The organism is Actinomycetospora sp. CA-084318 (assembly GCF_050955885.1).
GTDB lineage: Bacteria > Actinomycetota > Actinomycetes > Mycobacteriales > Pseudonocardiaceae > Actinomycetospora.
The window spans coordinates 406,739-422,894 of the sequence record NZ_CP192098.1; the positions used below are offsets into that span (position 1 = coordinate 406,739).

Annotated in this window: 18 protein-coding genes and 1 tRNA gene; 13 read left to right on the plus strand and 6 right to left on the minus strand. The window is 75.1% G+C overall.

Going from position 1 to position 16,156, the window contains the following annotated elements; all coding sequences use genetic code 11:
- Positions 1-15: 15 nt before the first annotated feature.
- Positions 16-804 (minus strand): carbon-nitrogen hydrolase family protein, encoded by a 789-nt coding sequence (locus tag ACQPYX_RS01975; protein WP_433801229.1) that lies wholly within the window; start codon positions 802-804, stop codon positions 16-18.
- 27 nt (positions 805-831) lie between these two features.
- Between ACQPYX_RS01975 and ACQPYX_RS01980 the strand changes: the two genes are divergently transcribed.
- Both ACQPYX_RS01980 and surE read left to right on the plus strand, forming a co-directional pair.
- Positions 832-1,551 carry an arylamine N-acetyltransferase family protein gene (locus tag ACQPYX_RS01980; RefSeq protein ID WP_433803653.1) on the plus strand — a complete coding sequence of 240 codons (720 nt, stop codon included), beginning with the start codon at positions 832-834 and terminating at the stop codon, positions 1,549-1,551.
- A complete protein-coding gene (surE, locus tag ACQPYX_RS01985; protein ID WP_433801230.1) occupies positions 1,548-2,387 on the plus strand; it encodes a 5'/3'-nucleotidase SurE in 840 nt (279 codons plus the stop codon). Before ACQPYX_RS01980 ends, surE begins: the two co-directional genes overlap by 4 nt.
- A gap of 1 nt (position 2,388) precedes the next feature.
- On the opposite strand, the gene ACQPYX_RS01990 is transcribed toward surE, so the two are convergent.
- The 3 genes from ACQPYX_RS01990 to ACQPYX_RS02000 all read right to left on the minus strand — a co-directional run bounded on the left by ACQPYX_RS01990 (position 2,389) and on the right by ACQPYX_RS02000 (position 4,418).
- Positions 2,389-2,808, minus strand: a complete 420-nt coding sequence (locus ACQPYX_RS01990) for a DUF4395 domain-containing protein (RefSeq protein WP_433801231.1) — start codon at positions 2,806-2,808, stop codon at positions 2,389-2,391.
- Between the two features lie 106 nt (positions 2,809-2,914).
- Entirely contained in the window at positions 2,915-3,346 is a 432-nt protein-coding gene (locus ACQPYX_RS01995) for a thioredoxin family protein (RefSeq protein WP_433801232.1), read from the minus strand.
- A 46-nt stretch (positions 3,347-3,392) separates the two neighbouring features.
- A complete protein-coding gene (locus tag ACQPYX_RS02000; protein ID WP_433801233.1) occupies positions 3,393-4,418 on the minus strand; it encodes an Lrp/AsnC family transcriptional regulator in 1,026 nt (341 codons plus the stop codon).
- Positions 4,419-4,524: 106 nt separating this feature from the next.
- Between ACQPYX_RS02000 and ACQPYX_RS02005 the strand changes: the two genes are divergently transcribed.
- From ACQPYX_RS02005 to ACQPYX_RS02040, 8 genes are all read left to right on the plus strand, one after another.
- Positions 4,525-6,024 carry an MFS transporter gene (locus ACQPYX_RS02005; protein ID WP_433801234.1) on the plus strand — a complete coding sequence of 500 codons (1,500 nt, stop codon included), beginning with the start codon at positions 4,525-4,527 and terminating at the stop codon, positions 6,022-6,024.
- 51 nt (positions 6,025-6,075) lie between these two features.
- A tRNA-Thr gene (locus ACQPYX_RS02010) sits at positions 6,076-6,149 on the plus strand.
- A 69-nt stretch (positions 6,150-6,218) separates the two neighbouring features.
- A complete protein-coding gene (locus tag ACQPYX_RS02015) occupies positions 6,219-7,097 on the plus strand; it encodes a chitosanase (protein ID WP_433801235.1) in 879 nt (292 codons plus the stop codon).
- A gap of 49 nt (positions 7,098-7,146) precedes the next feature.
- Entirely contained in the window at positions 7,147-8,055 is a 909-nt protein-coding gene (locus ACQPYX_RS02020) for a hypothetical protein (protein ID WP_433801236.1), read from the plus strand.
- Between the two features lie 228 nt (positions 8,056-8,283).
- Positions 8,284-9,306, plus strand: coding sequence for a 3-oxoacyl-ACP synthase III (locus tag ACQPYX_RS02025; protein WP_433801237.1), 1,023 nt, complete (start codon positions 8,284-8,286; stop codon positions 9,304-9,306).
- A complete protein-coding gene (locus tag ACQPYX_RS02030; RefSeq protein WP_433801238.1) occupies positions 9,303-10,181 on the plus strand; it encodes an alpha/beta fold hydrolase in 879 nt (292 codons plus the stop codon). The genes ACQPYX_RS02025 and ACQPYX_RS02030 overlap by 4 nt, the downstream gene beginning before the upstream one ends.
- 4 nt (positions 10,182-10,185) lie before the next feature.
- A complete protein-coding gene (locus ACQPYX_RS02035; protein WP_433801239.1) occupies positions 10,186-11,793 on the plus strand; it encodes a fatty acid CoA ligase family protein in 1,608 nt (535 codons plus the stop codon).
- Positions 11,790-12,815: an NAD-dependent epimerase/dehydratase family protein gene (locus ACQPYX_RS02040; protein ID WP_433801240.1), complete on the plus strand. Its 1,026-nt coding sequence runs from the start codon at positions 11,790-11,792 to the stop codon at positions 12,813-12,815. The genes ACQPYX_RS02035 and ACQPYX_RS02040 overlap by 4 nt, the downstream gene beginning before the upstream one ends.
- Here ACQPYX_RS02040 and ACQPYX_RS02045 read toward each other — a convergent pair.
- The gene (locus ACQPYX_RS02045) at positions 12,790-13,881 is read right to left on the minus strand and encodes an extracellular catalytic domain type 1 short-chain-length polyhydroxyalkanoate depolymerase (protein ID WP_433801241.1); all 1,092 of its coding nucleotides are present in this window, start codon (positions 13,879-13,881) and stop codon (positions 12,790-12,792) included. The genes ACQPYX_RS02040 and ACQPYX_RS02045 overlap by 26 nt on opposite strands.
- Positions 13,882-13,939: 58 nt before the next feature.
- Entirely contained in the window at positions 13,940-14,332 is a 393-nt protein-coding gene (locus tag ACQPYX_RS02050) for a CopG family transcriptional regulator (protein ID WP_433801242.1), read from the minus strand.
- A gap of 144 nt (positions 14,333-14,476) precedes the next feature.
- Between ACQPYX_RS02050 and ACQPYX_RS02055 the strand changes: the two genes are divergently transcribed.
- Genes ACQPYX_RS02055 through ACQPYX_RS02065 form a run of 3 tightly spaced genes read left to right on the plus strand, consistent with a single transcriptional unit; the run spans position 14,477 to position 16,153 of the window.
- The gene (locus ACQPYX_RS02055; protein ID WP_433801243.1) at positions 14,477-14,851 is read left to right on the plus strand and encodes a VOC family protein; all 375 of its coding nucleotides are present in this window, start codon (positions 14,477-14,479) and stop codon (positions 14,849-14,851) included.
- Positions 14,851-15,708, plus strand: a complete 858-nt coding sequence (locus ACQPYX_RS02060) for a DNA-3-methyladenine glycosylase family protein (protein ID WP_433801244.1) — start codon at positions 14,851-14,853, stop codon at positions 15,706-15,708. Before ACQPYX_RS02055 ends, ACQPYX_RS02060 begins: the two co-directional genes overlap by 1 nt.
- Positions 15,698-16,153 carry a MarR family winged helix-turn-helix transcriptional regulator gene (locus ACQPYX_RS02065; protein ID WP_433801245.1) on the plus strand — a complete coding sequence of 152 codons (456 nt, stop codon included), beginning with the start codon at positions 15,698-15,700 and terminating at the stop codon, positions 16,151-16,153. Before ACQPYX_RS02060 ends, ACQPYX_RS02065 begins: the two co-directional genes overlap by 11 nt.
- Positions 16,154-16,156 lie beyond the last annotated feature (3 nt).

The window sequence follows — 16,156 nt, forward strand, 5'->3', positions numbered from 1 at the left end:
TGCGTCCCTTGGCCACTACATCCGCCGGTTCGCGAGCACCGGCAGCACCTCACGGACGCGCCCCACCGCGGCGGTGTCGACGTCCACCACGAGCAGTCCCGGGTCGTCGGCCAACGACTCGACGACGGTGCCGGTCGGCGACGCCACGAGCGAGTGGCCGACCCCGCGCGGGGCCTTGCCCGGGTCGAGGCCGCGGGCCAGCGGGTCGGCCTGGTCGCAGGCGACGACGAACGTCGTCGAGTCGACGGCGCGGGCGCGCACCAGCAGCTCCCACTGGTCGATCTTGCCCTCGCCCGCGCCCCACGAGGCCGGGAGCAGCACCGTGGACGCGCCGCGGTCGGCCAGGGCCCGGAACAACTCGGGGAAGCGGACGTCGTAGCAGACGGCGAGGCCGATCGTCTCCCCGTCGACCTTCACGACGACGGGGTCGGCCCCGGGCGCCACGGTCTTCGACTCGGCGAACCCGAACGCGTCGTAGAGGTGGATCTTGTCGTAGGAGGTGTCGACCCCACGGCCGACCGCGAGCAGCGTGTTGGTCACGCGGCCGTCGTCGGTCGGGGTGAACATCCCCGCCACGACCAGCACCCCGTGCTGCTCGGCGATCGCACGCACCTCGCTCGCCCACGGCCCGTCCAGCGGCTCCGCGACCGGCTTCAACGACACCCCGAAGCGGCACATCGTCGCCTCCGGGAACACCACGACGGTCGCGCCCTGCTGCGCCGCGAGCGCCGTGTGGTCGCGGACCAGCTCCAGGTTCGCCTTCGGATCGTCGGTGGCCAGGATCTGGGCGAGGGCGACACGCATGGGGCCGTGTATACCGGGCGCGTGGAGATGGGCGCATACCTCGGGCGCATCGGCGCGCACGAGGACGACGACGTGGCGGTGCTGGCCGACCGCCACTTCCGCTCCGTGCCGTTCGAGAACCTGTCGATCCACCTCGACGAGCCGATCGACCTCCGCCCGGAGGCACTGTTCGACAAGATCGTGCACCGGCGGCGCGGCGGGTTCTGCTACGAGCTCAACGGACTGTTCGCCTGGCTGCTCGGCGAGCTGGGACACGACGTGCGGTTCCTCGGCGGCGTCGTCCACACCCCGGGCGGGGACACCGCCCCGCTGGCCCACATGGCGCTCACGGCGGGCGGGCAGCTCGTCGACGTCGGCTTCGGCGGGTTCCTCGTGCTGCCCACCTCGCTCGACGAGCCGTCGGCGCAGATCGACCCGCAGCCCGACGGCGACGTCGAGGTGCGCAGCCCGGCGGGGAAGCCCGGCTACCGGCTCGAGCGGCGGGAACGCGCGCGCGACGACTTCGGTCCCACGGCCTTCTGGACCGCCACCCACCCCGACTCCGGGTTCACCCACGGCCCCACCTGCTCGCTGCCGACCGCGGACGGTGGGCGGGTGACGATGGCCGGCGTCCACCGCATCGTCACCGCACCCGACGGCACCCGCACGGAGGACGACCTGCCCGACGACGAGGCCCTCGCGGCCTACCACGACCTGTTCGGCGTCGACCTCGACCGTCTCCCCGTCGCGCTCCACCCGCCGTCGTGACCGCCGCCCGCCTCGTCCTCGCCGTGGTCGGCGCCCTGCTCACCGGGGCCTGCGCGGCCACACCCCCTGCGCCGCCGCCGGCACCGGCGCCGCGCGTGGCCGTACAGGAGCCCGCTCCAGAGCGCGCGCCAGAGCCCGAGCCCGCCCCGCTCCGCGTCCTGCTCACCGACGACGACGGGTGGGACGCCGGCGGGATCACGGCGATGCGCGCGGCCCTGACCGATGCCGGCTACGACGTCACGCTCGTCGCGCCCGACGGCAACCGCTCCGGCGCGGGCGCCTCGTCGGACGGGCGGACGGAACTCGAGGAGAAGGAGCGCGGCGTCTACGCCGTCGACGGCTATCCGGTCGACGCCGTGCGCGCGGGCCTGGACCTGATGCGGGCCGACCCGCCCGACCTCGTCGTCTCCGGCACCAACCTCGGGCACAACTCGGGCACCGGCATCGTCGAGTCGGGCACGGTGGGCGCCGCCGTCACCGCCGCGCGCGCCGGGATCCCGGCCATCGCCTCGTCCACGCACCGCGGCCGGTCGGAGGACGACTGCGCCGCCACCGCCGCCTACGTGACCCGGCTCGTGCAGAGGCTCGGCCCGCCGCTGTTCGCCCCGGGCGTCGTCGTGAACGTGAACTACCCGGCGGGGGAGCGCGCGGACGAGGTCCGGGTGCGCGGCCCGCTCGCCGTCGAGCTGGACGGCGAGGAGCTGCGCGTCCCGACCGACGGCCCGGAGGACGACGTGGACCTGCTCGACGACGGCGTCGCGACCCTGACCCAGCTCGACGTGGGCGGCGCCCCGTCGAGCACGGTCGTCGACCGGCTCCGGGACGTGCCGGCCTGAGTCACGCGGTGCGGGCGCCCCGGGCCCGGGCGATCAGCCCGTACATCTCGCAGCCGAGGCAGAACCCGAACGCCGCGTTGAGGAAGGCCGCGGCGAGCGCGAAGGCGGTCGCGACGACGCCGACGGTGGTCGCGCCGGTCAGGTAGCCCGCGGCCGCGACGACCGTGAACACGAGGCCGACGGTCTGGGAGAAGCGGACCGGGGCGGCGTCCTCGGTCTCCCGCGGCGGCGCGAGACGCGGCCGGACCGCGACCCGGAACAGCGCGCCGTAGGGCGAGAAGCGCATCCCGAACAGCGCGGGGAGGGCGAACACGACCGCCTGGGCGAGGGCGAGCCACCCGCTGCCGGTGATCAGGACGAGCGCGAGGACGACGGTGGTGACGGTCGCGGCGAAGCGCACGCCGCGCGGGTCGAGCTGCATGGGAGGTTCCTCTGTCGGGTGGTGGGCGCGGGTCAGCGGCCCGGACAGAGGTCCGAGGCGAGGCGGCCGTGGTCGACGGCGCGTCGTCGGGTGAACACGGAGAGGATCATCGGGCGCCGGTGAGCTCGCTGTCCAGCGCCGCCACGAGTTCCTGACGACGCGGCACACCGGACACCCGCAGCAGCTCCCGTCCGTCGCGGGCGAACGCGACCGTCGTCGGCGTGCGCATGACGTCGAGTGTGCGGGCGACGTCCGGCCGCTCGGCGATGTCGACCTCGACGTGTCGCAGGCCCGCGTGGTCGTCCGACAGCGCCGTCAGCGCCAGCGCGGTCTGCCGGCAGGGCGTGCAGATCGGGGACGACAGCTGGAGCAGCAGCACCCGGTCGTCGGGCCCGGGGGTCACCTCGGCGAGGTCCCATCCCGGCGCGACCCGGCCCGTCGTCGTGCGGACGCGGCCGGACCGGGCGCGCAGCACCAGGCCGACGACCGAGGCGACCACGAGCACCGCGAGGAGGACGACCAGACCGGTGACGGACACGTCGTGATCCAACCGCGGTCCGCCGCGACCTGTTCCCCGGGCGGGCTCACGCCGTCTTGAGTCTCCGACCGATCGAGAGCGCTCCCGACTGCTTGACGTGCCGCAGGACGGGGCTGACCTCCACCCCGTCCACCCCGGGGAGGCTGCCGACCCGGTCGGACGTGAGCTCGAACAGCTCGTCCACGTCGTGGCAGTGCACCAGGGCGTGCAGGTTCGTCCGGCCCGAGACGGCGAGGGCGAACCCGACCTGTGGCAGCGCCGCGAGGGCGCGCCCGACGGCCCGCACCTGCGACGGGTGGACGTGCAGCCAGAGGTTCGCGCCGACGTCGAGGCCCAGTGCGGCCGGGGCCAGCTCGAGGTGGAAGTGCACGACACGCCGGCCCACCAGGTCCGCGAGCCGCCGCGCGGCCCGGCCGGGCGTCAGGCCCGTGGCGGACGCGAGGTCGACGTGGCTCGCCCGGCCGTCGCGGACCAGGGCGTCGAGGAGCGCCTCGTCGCCGTCCTGCAACGGCCCCACGTCGGAGACCGCCGACTTCTCGACGACGGCCTCGTCCACGCCGCCGAGGGCGACCTCCTGCTCGGGGGTGAGCACGCCGTCGAACACCGTCCGGTACTCGCCCCGCCCGCCCGCGAACTTCCGCATGAGCACGGCGACCTCGAGGTCGAGCACGGCCGCGGTCCGAGGCAGCCGCTTCTCGAGCAGGTCCTCGCGCGCCTCGGTCGAGCGCGAACGGACGACACAGGTCACCTCGGTGCCGGCCGCGCTCAGGGCGACCCAGCCGACGTCGCCGCGCAGCGCCAGCGACTCCGCGATCGCCGCGGCGCTGCCCGGGCGGCACCGCAGCCGGACGAGCCACTGCGTCTGGCCGAACGCCCCGGGGTCGACGACCCCCGCCACGTGCAGGACGCCGGCCCGGCGCATCCGCCCGTGCCGTCGCGAGAGGGAGGCCTCGGAGAGCCCCAGCACCGCGGCGATCGTGGCGAACGGCGCCCGGGGCGCGAGCTGCAGGGCCCGGAGGATGCGGAGATCGTCAGGTGCGAGAGCGCAAGGTCCCGACGTCTCGAGGCTCATCTCCGCAAGCATTGCACACAATTCTCGGCTCGACGGCCGGATCGGCACGTGCTCCGGCGCAGTCTGGCGGCCGCTCGCACGAGTCGGGTCGAGGAGGAGGTGCGCGGTGCGCAGGTGGATGCCGCTGGTCGCGGTGTGTCTCGGGACGTTCATGCTGCTCGTCGACGTCACGATCGTGAACGTCGCGCTGCCCGCCACGGCGGTCGACCTGGACACCTCGTTCGGGGCGCTGCAGTGGGTGGTGGACGGCTACGCGCTGGCCCTGGCGGCGCTGCTGCTGGGTGCGGGCGGCATCGCCGACCGGGTCGGGCACCGGACGACCTACGTCGCGGGGACCGTCGTCTTCGCCGTCGCGTCGCTGGGCTGTGGCCTGGCGGTGGACCCGGGGATGCTGATCGCCTCCCGCGTGGTGCAGGGCGTCGGCGGCGCGGCGATGATCGCGACGACGTTCGCGCTGCTCAACGGCTCGTACACCGGTGTCGAACGGGCGCGGGCCTACGCCGTGTGGGGCGCGGTCTCGGGGGCCTCCTCGGCGGTCGGCCCCCTGCTCGGTGGCCCGCTCACGCAGGCGCTCTCCTGGCGATGGATCTTCTTCGTCAACCTCCCGGTCAGCGCGGTGGCGGTCGTCGTGTCCGTGCTGGTCCTGCCCGTCGCCCGGCCGACCGGCGCCCGCCGGATCGACGTGGCCGGGATCGTGGTCCTCACGGCCGCGATCGCCACGCTGACCGCCGGGATGATCCGGGCCTCCGACGACGGGTGGGCGTCGCCGACCTGCTGGGGGCCGCTTGCGCTCGGGGTGCTGCTGCTCGCCGGCTTCGCGGCGATCGAGCGGGTCGTCGCCGAGCCGCTGCTCGACCTCGCCCTGCTGCGCCACCGCGTCTTCGGCGGGGTCCTCCTCGCGGCCCTGCTGCTCAACGGCGCGGCCTACGTGTCCCTGACCTTCGCCTCGCTCTGGATGCAGTCGGTCCTGCGTCTCACCCCGGTGACCGCCGGTCTCGTCGCGCTGCCGATGTCCGTGGCGGCCTTCGCCGCCTCGCTCGCCACACCACGGCTGCTGCGGACCCTGGCGGCGGGCACGCTGATCGGCCTCGGGCTGCTCCTGGTCGGGGCGGGGGACCTGCTCGGCGCGGTCCTGATGTGGACCCTGGGTGTCTGGCCGGCTCTGCCGGCGGGCTTCCTGCTCGTCGGCGTGGGGGTCGGGCTGGCGACCGCTCCGCTGGGGTCGACGGGGACCGGTGCCGTGCCGGCGGACCGGGCGGGGATGGCGGGCGGCGCGGTCTACACCGCGCGGCAGGTCGGGGTCGCGTTCGGCGTCGCCCTGCTGGGCAGCGTCTTCGCCGCGGCCACGCGGTCGTCCCTCGTTGCCCGGGGCGCGGGCTCCCTGGCCCACGACGTGGTCGGCGGACGTGCGGCCGAGGCCCTCGCGGCCGCGCCCGCCGGGGTGCGGTCGGCGCTGGAGGGCGTCGTGGAGGTCGCGGTCGCCCACGGGATGGCCGCGCTGCTCGCCGTCGCCGGGCTCGCCGGGCTGGCGGGCGCCGTCGTCGCGTGGACGGTCGTGCGGGACCGGCGGGCACCGACCCCCGACCGCGCCCCGGCGATGTCCTGACGACCCCGCCCGTCCGGGCGCCCGGGCTGGTCCCCTACACTCGATCGCGCTGCCGCCTTAGCTCAGTCGGCCAGAGCAACGCACTCGTAATGCGTAGGTCTCGGGTTCGAATCCCGAAGGCGGCTCCGCAGGTCGAGGCCGGTCCGGAACGCTCCGGACCGGCCTTTCTGTCTGTCGTGGGGGAGGTCGTTCCGGTGTCGCGGAGACGATCGGTGCTCGCCGTGGCCGGCACGGCCGCCCTGGCCCTGGTGCTGACGGCCTGCGGTGCGCCCGAGGAGCCGAGGATCGCCCCGCTCGCGGCGACGCCGACGATGACGTCCCCGGCTCCGGCGAGGACACCGACCAGCACCGCCGCCCCGGCGCCCACGGACCTCCACGACCCGGCGCTGAAGGACATCGCGATGCAGCTGGTGTCCAGCGCCGAGAACTCGTCGCTGGACTGGCGCGCGCAGTACGGCTACCTCGAGGACATCGGCGACGGCCGCGGCTACACCGGCGGCATCATCGGCTTCACCTCCGGGACCGGCGACATGCTGACGCTCGTCCGGAACTACACCGCCGCGGTGCCGGACAACCCGCTCGCCGGGTTCCTCCCGGCGTTGAAGGCCGTGAACGGCAGCGCCTCGCACGACGGTCTCGGCGAGGCGTTCGAGGCCGCCTGGCGGGAGGCCGCGACCGACCGCCGGTTCACCGCCGCCCAGGACCGTCTGCGCGACACGGCGTACTTCGACCCGGCGGTCGCGGCCGCGAAGGCCGACGGCCTCCCGCCGCTCGGGCAGTTCGTCTACTACGACGCGATGGTGGTGCACGGCCCGGGCGCCGACGCGACGAGCTTCGGCGGCATCCGCGCGGCCGCCAAGAAGAAGGCCCGCACGCCCGCCCAGGGCGGCGACCTCGACGACTACCTCGCGGCCTTCTGGACGGTGCGGATCGCCGTGATGCGCTCCGAGCCCGCCCACACCGACGTCACCCGGATCACCGACCTGCAGCAGAAGTTCGCCCGCGAGGGCAACTACGCGCTGCGGACGCCGCTCACGTTCTCGGTCTACGGCGAGCCCTACACGATCTCCTGAGCAGGGAAAATCCGTCGCGACGCCGGGTCGCGGCGCCCACCATCGGTGCATGGCCGCACCGGACCGGGACCGTGCGCGCCGCGACGCGCTGCGTGTCGCGGCCGAGTTCGGACGCCCCTGTCCCGACCCCACCGCCGCGCTCGACGAGGCCGCCCGCCTGCTCGCGCGGTGGCGGACCGACGACGGGATCCGGGCGGTCCTGCGCCCGGTGTTCGCGGCGGCGGTGCCGCACCAGCGCGCCCTGATCGCGCTCGGCGACATCGACGCCTGGCTCCCCGACGGCCGGGTGGCCCTGGAGCACTGGGAGGAGGCGGCCGCCGGCCCCGACGCGGCGCTGGCCGCCGAGGCGGCGTGGAAGGCGGCGCGCGCCCACCTCCGGGCGGGTCGCCCGACGACGGCCGCGCCCCTCCTCCGACAGGCCGCCGCGGGTGGGTGGACCGAGGACGCCCACGCCCGACGTCGGGCCGAGAAGGCCGCCGCGGCGGAGGCCGCGGCGCGTGCGGAGGAGGACCGGCTCCGCCGGGCCCACCAGCGGCTGAACCTCGACGACGAGGAGGGGGCGGAGGACGTCCTGCGATCCCTGGAACGGCCGGAGACCCGCCTCGGCGGGGCCGCGCTCGGCGCGTGGGAGCGCCACCTGCGGGGCGAGCTGGCCTTCCGGCGCGGGGACCTCGAGGCGGCGGAGGACCACTTCGGCGCGGCGGGCGGCGCGCCCGGCCACCGTCGCCGCGAGCTGCGCCTGGCGCAGCTCGCGATCCTCCGGGGCGACGCCCCGGAGGCCTTCGAGCGCACCACCGGCCTGACCGATCCCGACGACGAGGTGTCCGACGAGGCCTGGCCGCTGCTCGTGCTCCACGCCGACCTCATCGCCGCGGGGATGGACCACGACGAGGCCCCGGTGTGCGTCTGCGGCTGCTGCTGCGACGCCGAATGCCAGGGACGGTGCGGCGGAGATTGATGGAAACATCGCATCGCCGCCGTCGTCGTACCCCGAAGTAGTGCCGTACGGTGCGCCGCTGCCGAATTCCCCAGCGGCGGCCACCGTTCGGACCACGGAATCGGACGGATCTTCCTGTTACCGCGCGTTGCTTGTGATCCACGGTAACGGGAACGTCCGGTAAGGGGAACGAACTGTCCGGAACACCTCTCATGGCGCCCCCACGAACCATCGCGCACTCTCGGATTCATGAGAGCGGCACAGCGCTACGACGACGTGGTGATCACGGGGCTGGCGCACGTCGACGCGCCGCACGTGGTCACCTCCACCGAGCTCGAGGAGCGGCTCGCCGGCACGCTGGGCCGGCTCCGCATCACGCCCGGCCTGCTGGAGAAGCTGTCCGGCATCGCCGAACGCCGGGTCTGGGACGACGGCACCATGCCCAGCGAGGTGGCCGCGCAGGCCGGGGAGAAGGCCCTGGCGAACAGCGGGATCGCCCGCGACGAGATCGGGATGCTCATCAACACCTCGGTGTCGCGGGACCATCTCGAACCGTCCACGGCGAGCATCGTGCACGGTCGGATGGAATTGCCGCCCGAGGCGGGCAATTTCGATCTCGGCAACGCATGTCTCGGCTTTCTCAACGGCATGAACGTCGTCGCGACGATGATCGAGGCGGGCGAGATCGACCACGGACTCGTCGTCGCGGGTGAGACCAGCCGATTCGCGATGGAATCGACGATCGCGCGCCTCGCGGGCGAGGACGCCACCCGGCAGATGTTCCACCAGCAGTTCGCCACGCTCACCGTCGGTTCCGGCGCCGTGGCCATGGTGCTCTCCCGCGGGTCGACCGGGCACCGGTTCCTCGGCGGGCTCGGTCGCGCCAGCACGATGGGCAACTCGCAGCTCTGCGTCGGGCAGGCCGACGAGATGCGCACCGACTCGGGCGGCCTGCTCGCCGCCGGCATGGAGCTCGCCGGCCGGGCCTGGAAGGACGCCGTCTCGGCCTTCGACTGGGACACCGACTCCTACGACGTCTACTGCCTGCACCAGGTCTCGAAGGTGCACACCCGCGCCGTCGCCGACCAGCTCGGCCTCGACATCGCGCGCTTCCCCTCGCAGTTCCCGCACTTCGGCAACATCGGCCCGGCCGGCGTGCCGACGGTGCTGTCGAAGGCGGTCGAGGACGGCACCGTCACCGACGGCTCGCGCGTGATGCTCATGGGCGTCGGCAGCGGGATCAACGCCGCGGCGGCCGAGGTGATCTGGTGACCACCGGCTTCGCCCTGGAGCAGCGGACCGTCGAGATCGGCGGCCACACGATGGCCTACGTCGACGAGGGCGCCGGCACCCCGGTGCTGCACGTCCACGGCAACCCGACGTGGTCGTTCTACTGGCGCTCGCTGCTGACCACCCTGCCCGACGACGGGTTCCGGGCGATCGCGCCCGACCACATCGGCATGGGCCGCTCCGACAAGCCCGCGCTCGCGGACTACCCGCACACCCTCGCGCGCCGGGTCGCCGACCTGACGGAGTTCGTCGAGCGCCTCGACCTCGACGAGCCGCTGCACCTCGTCGTCCACGACTGGGGCGGCCCGATCGGGCTCTCCTGGGCCGCGGAGCACCTCGACCGCGTCGACCGGATCGTCGTCCTCAACAGCGCGGCCTTCCCGCTCCCCGCGGACAAGCGCATCCCGTGGACGCTGCAGGCCGCGCGCCTGCCGGTCGTCGGCGACGTCCTCGTCCGGCGGTTCAACGCGTTCTCGCTGGGTGCGCTCGCGCTGGGCAGCGGCCGGCCCTGGCTCGGCGCGGAGGCCCGACGCGGCCTGCTCGAGCCGTACGACTCCCCGGAGCACCGGGTCGCCGTGCACGCCTTCGTGCAGGACATCCCCACCGGCCCCGCCGACCCGGCCCACCCCGTCCTCGTCCGCCTGGCGGAGAGGCTCCCGGAGCTCGACACGCACCCGGTCCAGGTGCACTGGGGGATGAAGGACCCGGTCTTCGACGACACGATCCTGCGCCACCTCGTCCGCCACCTCCCGCACGCCGAGGTGCACCGCTACCCCGAGGCGGGGCACTACGTCCTCGAGGACGCCGCGGACCGGATCGTCCCCCGGGTCCGCCGCTTCCTCACGGCCGGCGGGTGAGGGCATGACCGCCGCGACCCTCGACGGCATGCTCGCCGATCACGCCGTCGCCCGTTCCCGCGCCGCCGCGCTCGTCCTGCCGGCCCCGCTGGGCCGCACGCGCACCGTCACCTTCGGTGCCCTGCAGCGCCGGGTCGCCGACGCCGCCGCCGGGCTGCTCGCCGCCGGCATCGGCCCGGGCACCCGCGCCGCGCTGCTCGTGCCGCCGACCGCCGACTTCTTCGTCCTCGCCTACGCGCTGCTGCGGGTGCGGGCCGTCCCCGTCGTCGTCGACCCGGGCATCGGCCTGGCCCGGGTGCGCTCGTGCCTGAACGAGGCCGCCCCCGAGGCCTTCGTCGGGATCGCGAAGGCGCACCTCGCGCGGCGCGCGCTGCGGTGGTGCCCGTCCGCGACGATCGCGGTCACCGCCGGGCCGGTGCCCGTGCCCGGCACGCTCCCGCTGCGTCGTCTGGAACGGGCGGGTTCCCGACGACGGGCCCTCCCGCCGCTGCCGCGCCCGGCGGACACCCCCGCCGCGATCCTGTTCACCAGCGGCAGCACCGGCCCGCCCAAGGGCGTCGAGCACCACGAGGACGGGCTGCTCGCGCAGGCGCGCCTCGTCCGCGACCTCTACGGCCTCGGGCCCGGCGACGTCAGCCTGGCGACCTTCCCGCCGTTCGCCCTGTTCGGACCCGCCCTCGGCATGACGACCGTGGTGCCGCGGATGGACCCGACGAAGCCGGGCAAGGTCGTGCCGTCCCGGCTGGTGACCGCCGCGAACCGGACCGGGGCCACCGTCATGTTCGGCTCGCCCGCCGTGCTCGACCGGCTCGGGCGTGGTGTCCCGGCCGACACGCACCTGCCGACGCTGCGGCAGGTCATCTCCGCAGGCGCCCCGGTGCCGCGGGACGTCCAGCGCCGGGTGCTGGCGCTGCTGCCCGACGGTGCGCAGGTGCACACGCCGTACGGGGCCACCGAGGCGCTCCCGGTCGCCTCGATCGGCAGCCACGAGCTCCTGGAGCTGCCCGACGACGGCATCTGCGTCGGCCGGGCGGTCCCCGGCGTCGACGTCGCGCTGATGCAGCCGACCGACGGCCCGGTGACCCGGCTGGAGCCGTCGATGCTGGTCGGACACGGTGACGTGGGGGAGGTCGTGGTCCGCGGACCCGTCGTCAGCCCCGCCTACGCCGAGCGCCCGGAGGCCACCGCGGCCGCGAAGCTCTCGTGGGACGGCCGCCTCGCGCACCGCACGGGCGACCTCGCCTCGCTCGACGACGCCGGGCGGCTCTGGTTCGCCGGGCGCGTGGCGCACGTGGTGCACGCCGCGGGTGGGCCGCTGTACAGCGTGCCGTGCGAGGAGGTGCTCAACCGCCATCCGGCGGTGCGGCGCACGGCCCTCGTCGGGATCGGACCGTCGGCGGACCGCACGCCCGTGGCGGTGGTCGAGCTGCTGGCCGGCACGCGCTGGACCGCGGACGTCGTCGAGGAGCTCCGCGCCCTCGCGGCGAGCGACCCGCGGACGAAGCCGGTCGAGACGTTCCTGCCGCACCGCGCGCTGCCGGTCGACCCGCGGCACAACTCGAAGATCGACCGGGAGGCCCTCGGGCGCTGGGCGGAGGGGGAGCTCCGGTGAGGGCCCTCGTCACCGGCGGCGGCGGCTTCCTCGGCGGCGCCGTGGTCGACGCGCTGCTCGCGCGCGGCGACGAGGTGACCAGCGTGGCCCGCGGCGACTACCCCTCGCTGCGCGCCCGCGGGGTGACGACGATCCGGGGCGACCTGGCCGAGCCGTCGGTCGCCCACGCGGCCGTGGAGGACGTCGACGTGGTGTTCCACGTCGCCGCCCGGGCCGGCATCTCCGGATCGGCGGCGTCGTACCGGCGCAGCAACGTCGACGCGACGCGCACCCTGCTCGACGCGTGCCGCGCGGCCGGGGTCCGGCGGTTCGTCTTCACCAGCACCCCGAGCGTGGTGCACGCGGGTGCCGACATCCGCGGCGGCGACGAGTCGCTGCCCTACGCGACGCACTTCGACTCGCCCTACCCGGAGACGAAGGCCGAGGCGGAGCGCCTGGTGCTGGCGGCGGACTCGCCCTCGCTGGCGACGGTCGCGCTGCGCCCGCACCTGGTCTGGGGGCCGGGGGACACGCAGCTGGTCCCGCGCATCCTCGACCGGGCCCGCTCGGGGCGGTTGCGGCTGGTCGGGGACGGTGCGGCGATCATCGACACGACCTACGTCGACGACGCCGCGCAGGCCCACCTCGACGCCGCCGACCGCCTCGTACCCGGGGCGGCGTGCGCCGGGCGGCCGTACTTCATCACCTCCGGCGACCCGCGCCCCGTGCGCGACCTGGTGAACGGGATCGTGACGGCGGGCGGCCTGCCGCCGATCTCGGCGACCGTGCCGCTGCCGGTCGCGGTCGCGGCGGGGGCTCTGGTCGAGACGGTGTGGAATGGCCTGGAGCGGGTCACGGCCGTCGGCGACCCGCCCATGACCCGCTTCCTCGCCCGCCAGCTCGCGACCGACCACTGGTTCGACATCTCCGCCGCCAAGCGGGACCTGGGCTATGCGCCGCAGGTCCCGCTGGACGAGGGGTTCGAACGGCTGGCGAGGTGGCTTCGCCCCGTGAGTACTAATCCGTGCTCTGGCACGGATTAGTACTCACGGGGCCGGAGGCCACCTCCGCGAAGAACTCCACCATCGCCGTGCTCGCGTCGGGGCCCGCCGGGTCGGTGTAGGAGCCGCCGGCCCGGCCGCCCGACCAGGCGTGCCCGCTCCCGTGCACCGTCCAGTGTTCGGCCCGTACGCGCCCGTCGCGGTCGGTCCAGCGCTCGCGCGTCCAGCTCCGCGCGCCGGTGCCGTGTTCGACCGTGCGGGCGCAGCCGGGGTGCTCGGCCAGGGCGGCCTCGACGGCGCGGGTGCCGTTGACGGCGGCGACGGTCGGGTCGTCCGCGCCGTGCACCACGATCGTCGGCACGCTCGTCGCCCCGACCCGGTAGGGCCCGCCGCGCATCGCGGCGAACGCCGAGCCGACGTCGCGGGCCGCGCCCGCGGGCAGGCCGGAGTGCACGCCGACCCCGGCGACGAGATCGGGGTAGGCCGCACCGACCACCGCCGCCATCGCGGCTCCCGCCGAGAACCCGGCGACGAACACCCGGTCCCGGTCGACGTCGTGCGCGGCGGCGACCTCGGCGATCACCGCCGCGATCAGCGCGGCCTCGCCGCGTCGACCCTGGTGGGCGGGCTCGAACCAGTTCCAGTAGCCCATCGCGTTCGCCGACCGGGCCTGCTCCGGATAGACGACGACGAAGCCCTCGCGCTCGGCGAGCTCGTCCATCCCGGTGGCCGACGCGAAGCTCTCGGCGTCCTGCGTGCCGCCGTGCAGCATCACGAGCAGCGGTGGACCTCCCGGGCGCGTCGTCGGCACGACGAGCCGGTGGTCCCGCGTTCCCGCCGGCCCGCTCACCGAGCCCCGGGAGACCCGTCCCGACAACGGGTGCGGTGCGGCCGCGCGGGCCGCGGCGAAGGCCCCGGGCATCGTCGGGAAAGCAGTCCCCGCGCCCTGCAGGACCGACATCGCCTCGGTGAGACGCCCGGCGCGGGTCAGCCGGGTGGCCTCCGCCATGCGGGCGTGGGCCATCGGACCGGACAGCCCGCGGGTCGCGCGGGCCGCCATCGTCGCGGCGAGGCGCGCGGCGTCCCCGGGTGTGTGCGGAGTGGTCATGTGTCGTCCCCCTGGACGCGGTGGGTGGCGAGGGGAGTCCCCCGACGCCGCCGACGGCTCAGACGATCCGCGCGCCCAGGGCCGCCTTCACGGCCCGGCTCGCGCGGAACGCGCCGAGGACCTCGACCGAGGCGATGGTGGCCACCGCCAGGTCGGGCGTGACGTCCTCGGCGAGGCTCGCCAGTCCCAGCACCCGGATGTGGATCTGCTCGCCCCGGTCCTGCAGGGCCTGCAGGTCGGAGCGGGTGAAGTGCTGGGTGCCGAGCACCAACGTCCGGCGGGCCACCGTGGTCTCGAGGGCCGGGCCGTTGGCGTTCAGCTGGTTGCGGATGGCGGTCCGGATGAAGTCCGTGCGGGTCGTGTAGAAGCCCTCCTGCACGAGGAGGTCGATGTGCCCGAGGTCGACCAACCCGACGTTGACGGTGATCTTCTCGGTCTTGTCCTCCCCCACGATCCGCCTTTCGTCATCCAGGCACCATCCACGTGGATGGTGCCTGGAGTCCCGCCGGAGCGCAAGGGCTGGGTCTTGCTCGGTGTCAGGGTCCTGACATATGCTGCATGTCAGCACCCTGACATGCAGTCGACAGGAGTTCCGATGCCCGCCGTCGCCGGCCCGTCCTTCCTCGCCCTCCAGGTGCGCGACCTCGCTCGCGCCGCCGCCTTCTACGAGACCCGGCTCGGGCTCCACCGCGCGCCGGCCTCCCCGCCCGGCGCGGTCGTGTTCACCACCAGCCCCGTGCCGTTCGCCGTCCGCGAGTCGCAGCCGGGGGTCGACCTGGACGCGACGTCGCCCCGCCCCGGGAACGGGGTCGCGCTGTGGATGGCGGCGGACGACGCCCAGGGCCTGCACGACACGCTCGTCGCCGCGGACGTGCCGATCCTCGCCGCTCCCGTTGACGGGCCCTTCGGTCGCCAGTTCACCTTCGCCGACCCCGACGGCTACGCCGTCACCGTCCACGAGCAGGCCTGATGCGCACCCTCGACACGACGCTCGGCGTGCGCGGGCCGTGGTCACTGGCCACCAGCGCGGCCTTCTGGGAGGGGTTCGCCCCGGCCGCCCTCCCCGCGAACGACGGGACCGTGCTGACGACGACCTTCCGCAGCGACACGGACTGGACCCCTGTCCACGCCGAGGTCACCCAGGACGGCGACGTCGCCCGCATCCGGGTCGGGGGCGTCGGCGACCTCGACCCGGCCGCCGCCCAGGTCGCCCGCTTTCTGTCCCTCGACGTCGACGCCCGTCCGTGGCCCGGGATCGCGGCGGCCGACCCGGTGATCGGTCGGGCCCAGCAGGCGTTGCCCGGCCTGCGCCCCTGCGGCTTCCACTCGCCCTACGAGGCGGCCGCCTGGGCGGTGCTCGCGCAACGGCTACGGATCGTCGTGGCGGCCCGACTGCGGCGGGACCTGATCGAGCGCCACGGTGACGAGGGCGCGTTCCCCGCCCCGTCGGTCCTCCGCGGACTGGACCTCGACCTGCCGGGGCGCAAGGCGGAGTACCTGCACGCGGTCGCCGACGCGGCGCTGGACGGGGCGCTCGACGGCGGGACCCTGCACCACGCCGACCCCGTGCGCTCCGTGGTGGACCTGCAGCGGATCCGCGGGATCGGGCCGTTCGCGGCCGAGCTGATCGTGCTGCGCGGGGCCAACGCCCCCGATGCGGTGCCGCACCACGAGGCCCGGCTGGAGGCGGAGATCGTCGAGCAGTACGGGCCGGGCGCCGTGCTCGACCGGGTCGCCGAGGCGTGGCGGCCGCTGCGGACCTGGGCGGCGGTGCACCTGCGGGCCCTGCGGGAGGAGCGGACGCGGGAGATCGCCGGTGTCCGCTGAGCAGGAGGCTCCGACCGGGAGCGTCGGTGACCTGAGGGACTCGGTGGGCTACGCGCTCAAGCAGGCCGCCACCGCGCTCCGGGTCGCGCTCGACCGGGACCTGCGGCCGCTCGAGCTGACGGTGTCGCAGTACTCGTGCCTGGAGGTGCTCGGGCAGCGGCCCGGGCTCTCGAACTCCGAGCTCGCCCGGGCCACGTTCGTGACCCGCCAGACCATGAACGAGATCCTCCGCGGGCTCCAGGCCCGGGACCTGCTCACCCGTCCGGCCACCGCGACCAGCGGGCGGTCCCGTCCCGTGGAGCTCACCGCGGCCGGCCGCCGCGCCCTCGAGAGCGCGAGCGCGGTCGTCGCGGCCGTCGAGGAGCGGATGGTGACCGCCCTCCCGGCCGACCGGCGGGCGCGGTTCCTGGCGGACCTCCGCCACTGCGTGCAGGCCCTCGGGTAGGGC

Coding starts and splice junctions, on each gene's coding strand:
- ACQPYX_RS02045 (WP_433801241.1), bottom strand. CDS start 13,881: ATGACCACTCCGCACACACCCGGGGACGCCGCGCGCCTCGCCGCGACG.
- ACQPYX_RS01990 (WP_433801231.1), bottom strand. CDS start 2,808: ATGCAGCTCGACCCGCGCGGCGTGCGCTTCGCCGCGACCGTCACCACC.
- ACQPYX_RS02060 (WP_433801244.1), top strand. CDS start 14,851: ATGCGCACCCTCGACACGACGCTCGGCGTGCGCGGGCCGTGGTCACTG.
- ACQPYX_RS02035 (WP_433801239.1), top strand. CDS start 10,186: ATGACCGCCGCGACCCTCGACGGCATGCTCGCCGATCACGCCGTCGCC.
- ACQPYX_RS02055 (WP_433801243.1), top strand. CDS start 14,477: ATGCCCGCCGTCGCCGGCCCGTCCTTCCTCGCCCTCCAGGTGCGCGAC.
- ACQPYX_RS02025 (WP_433801237.1), top strand. CDS start 8,284: ATGAGAGCGGCACAGCGCTACGACGACGTGGTGATCACGGGGCTGGCG.
- ACQPYX_RS02000 (WP_433801233.1), bottom strand. CDS start 4,418: ATGAGCCTCGAGACGTCGGGACCTTGCGCTCTCGCACCTGACGATCTC.
- ACQPYX_RS02020 (WP_433801236.1), top strand. CDS start 7,147: ATGGCCGCACCGGACCGGGACCGTGCGCGCCGCGACGCGCTGCGTGTC.
- ACQPYX_RS01980 (WP_433803653.1), top strand. CDS start 832: ATGGGCGCATACCTCGGGCGCATCGGCGCGCACGAGGACGACGACGTG.
- ACQPYX_RS01975 (WP_433801229.1), bottom strand. CDS start 804: ATGCGTGTCGCCCTCGCCCAGATCCTGGCCACCGACGATCCGAAGGCG.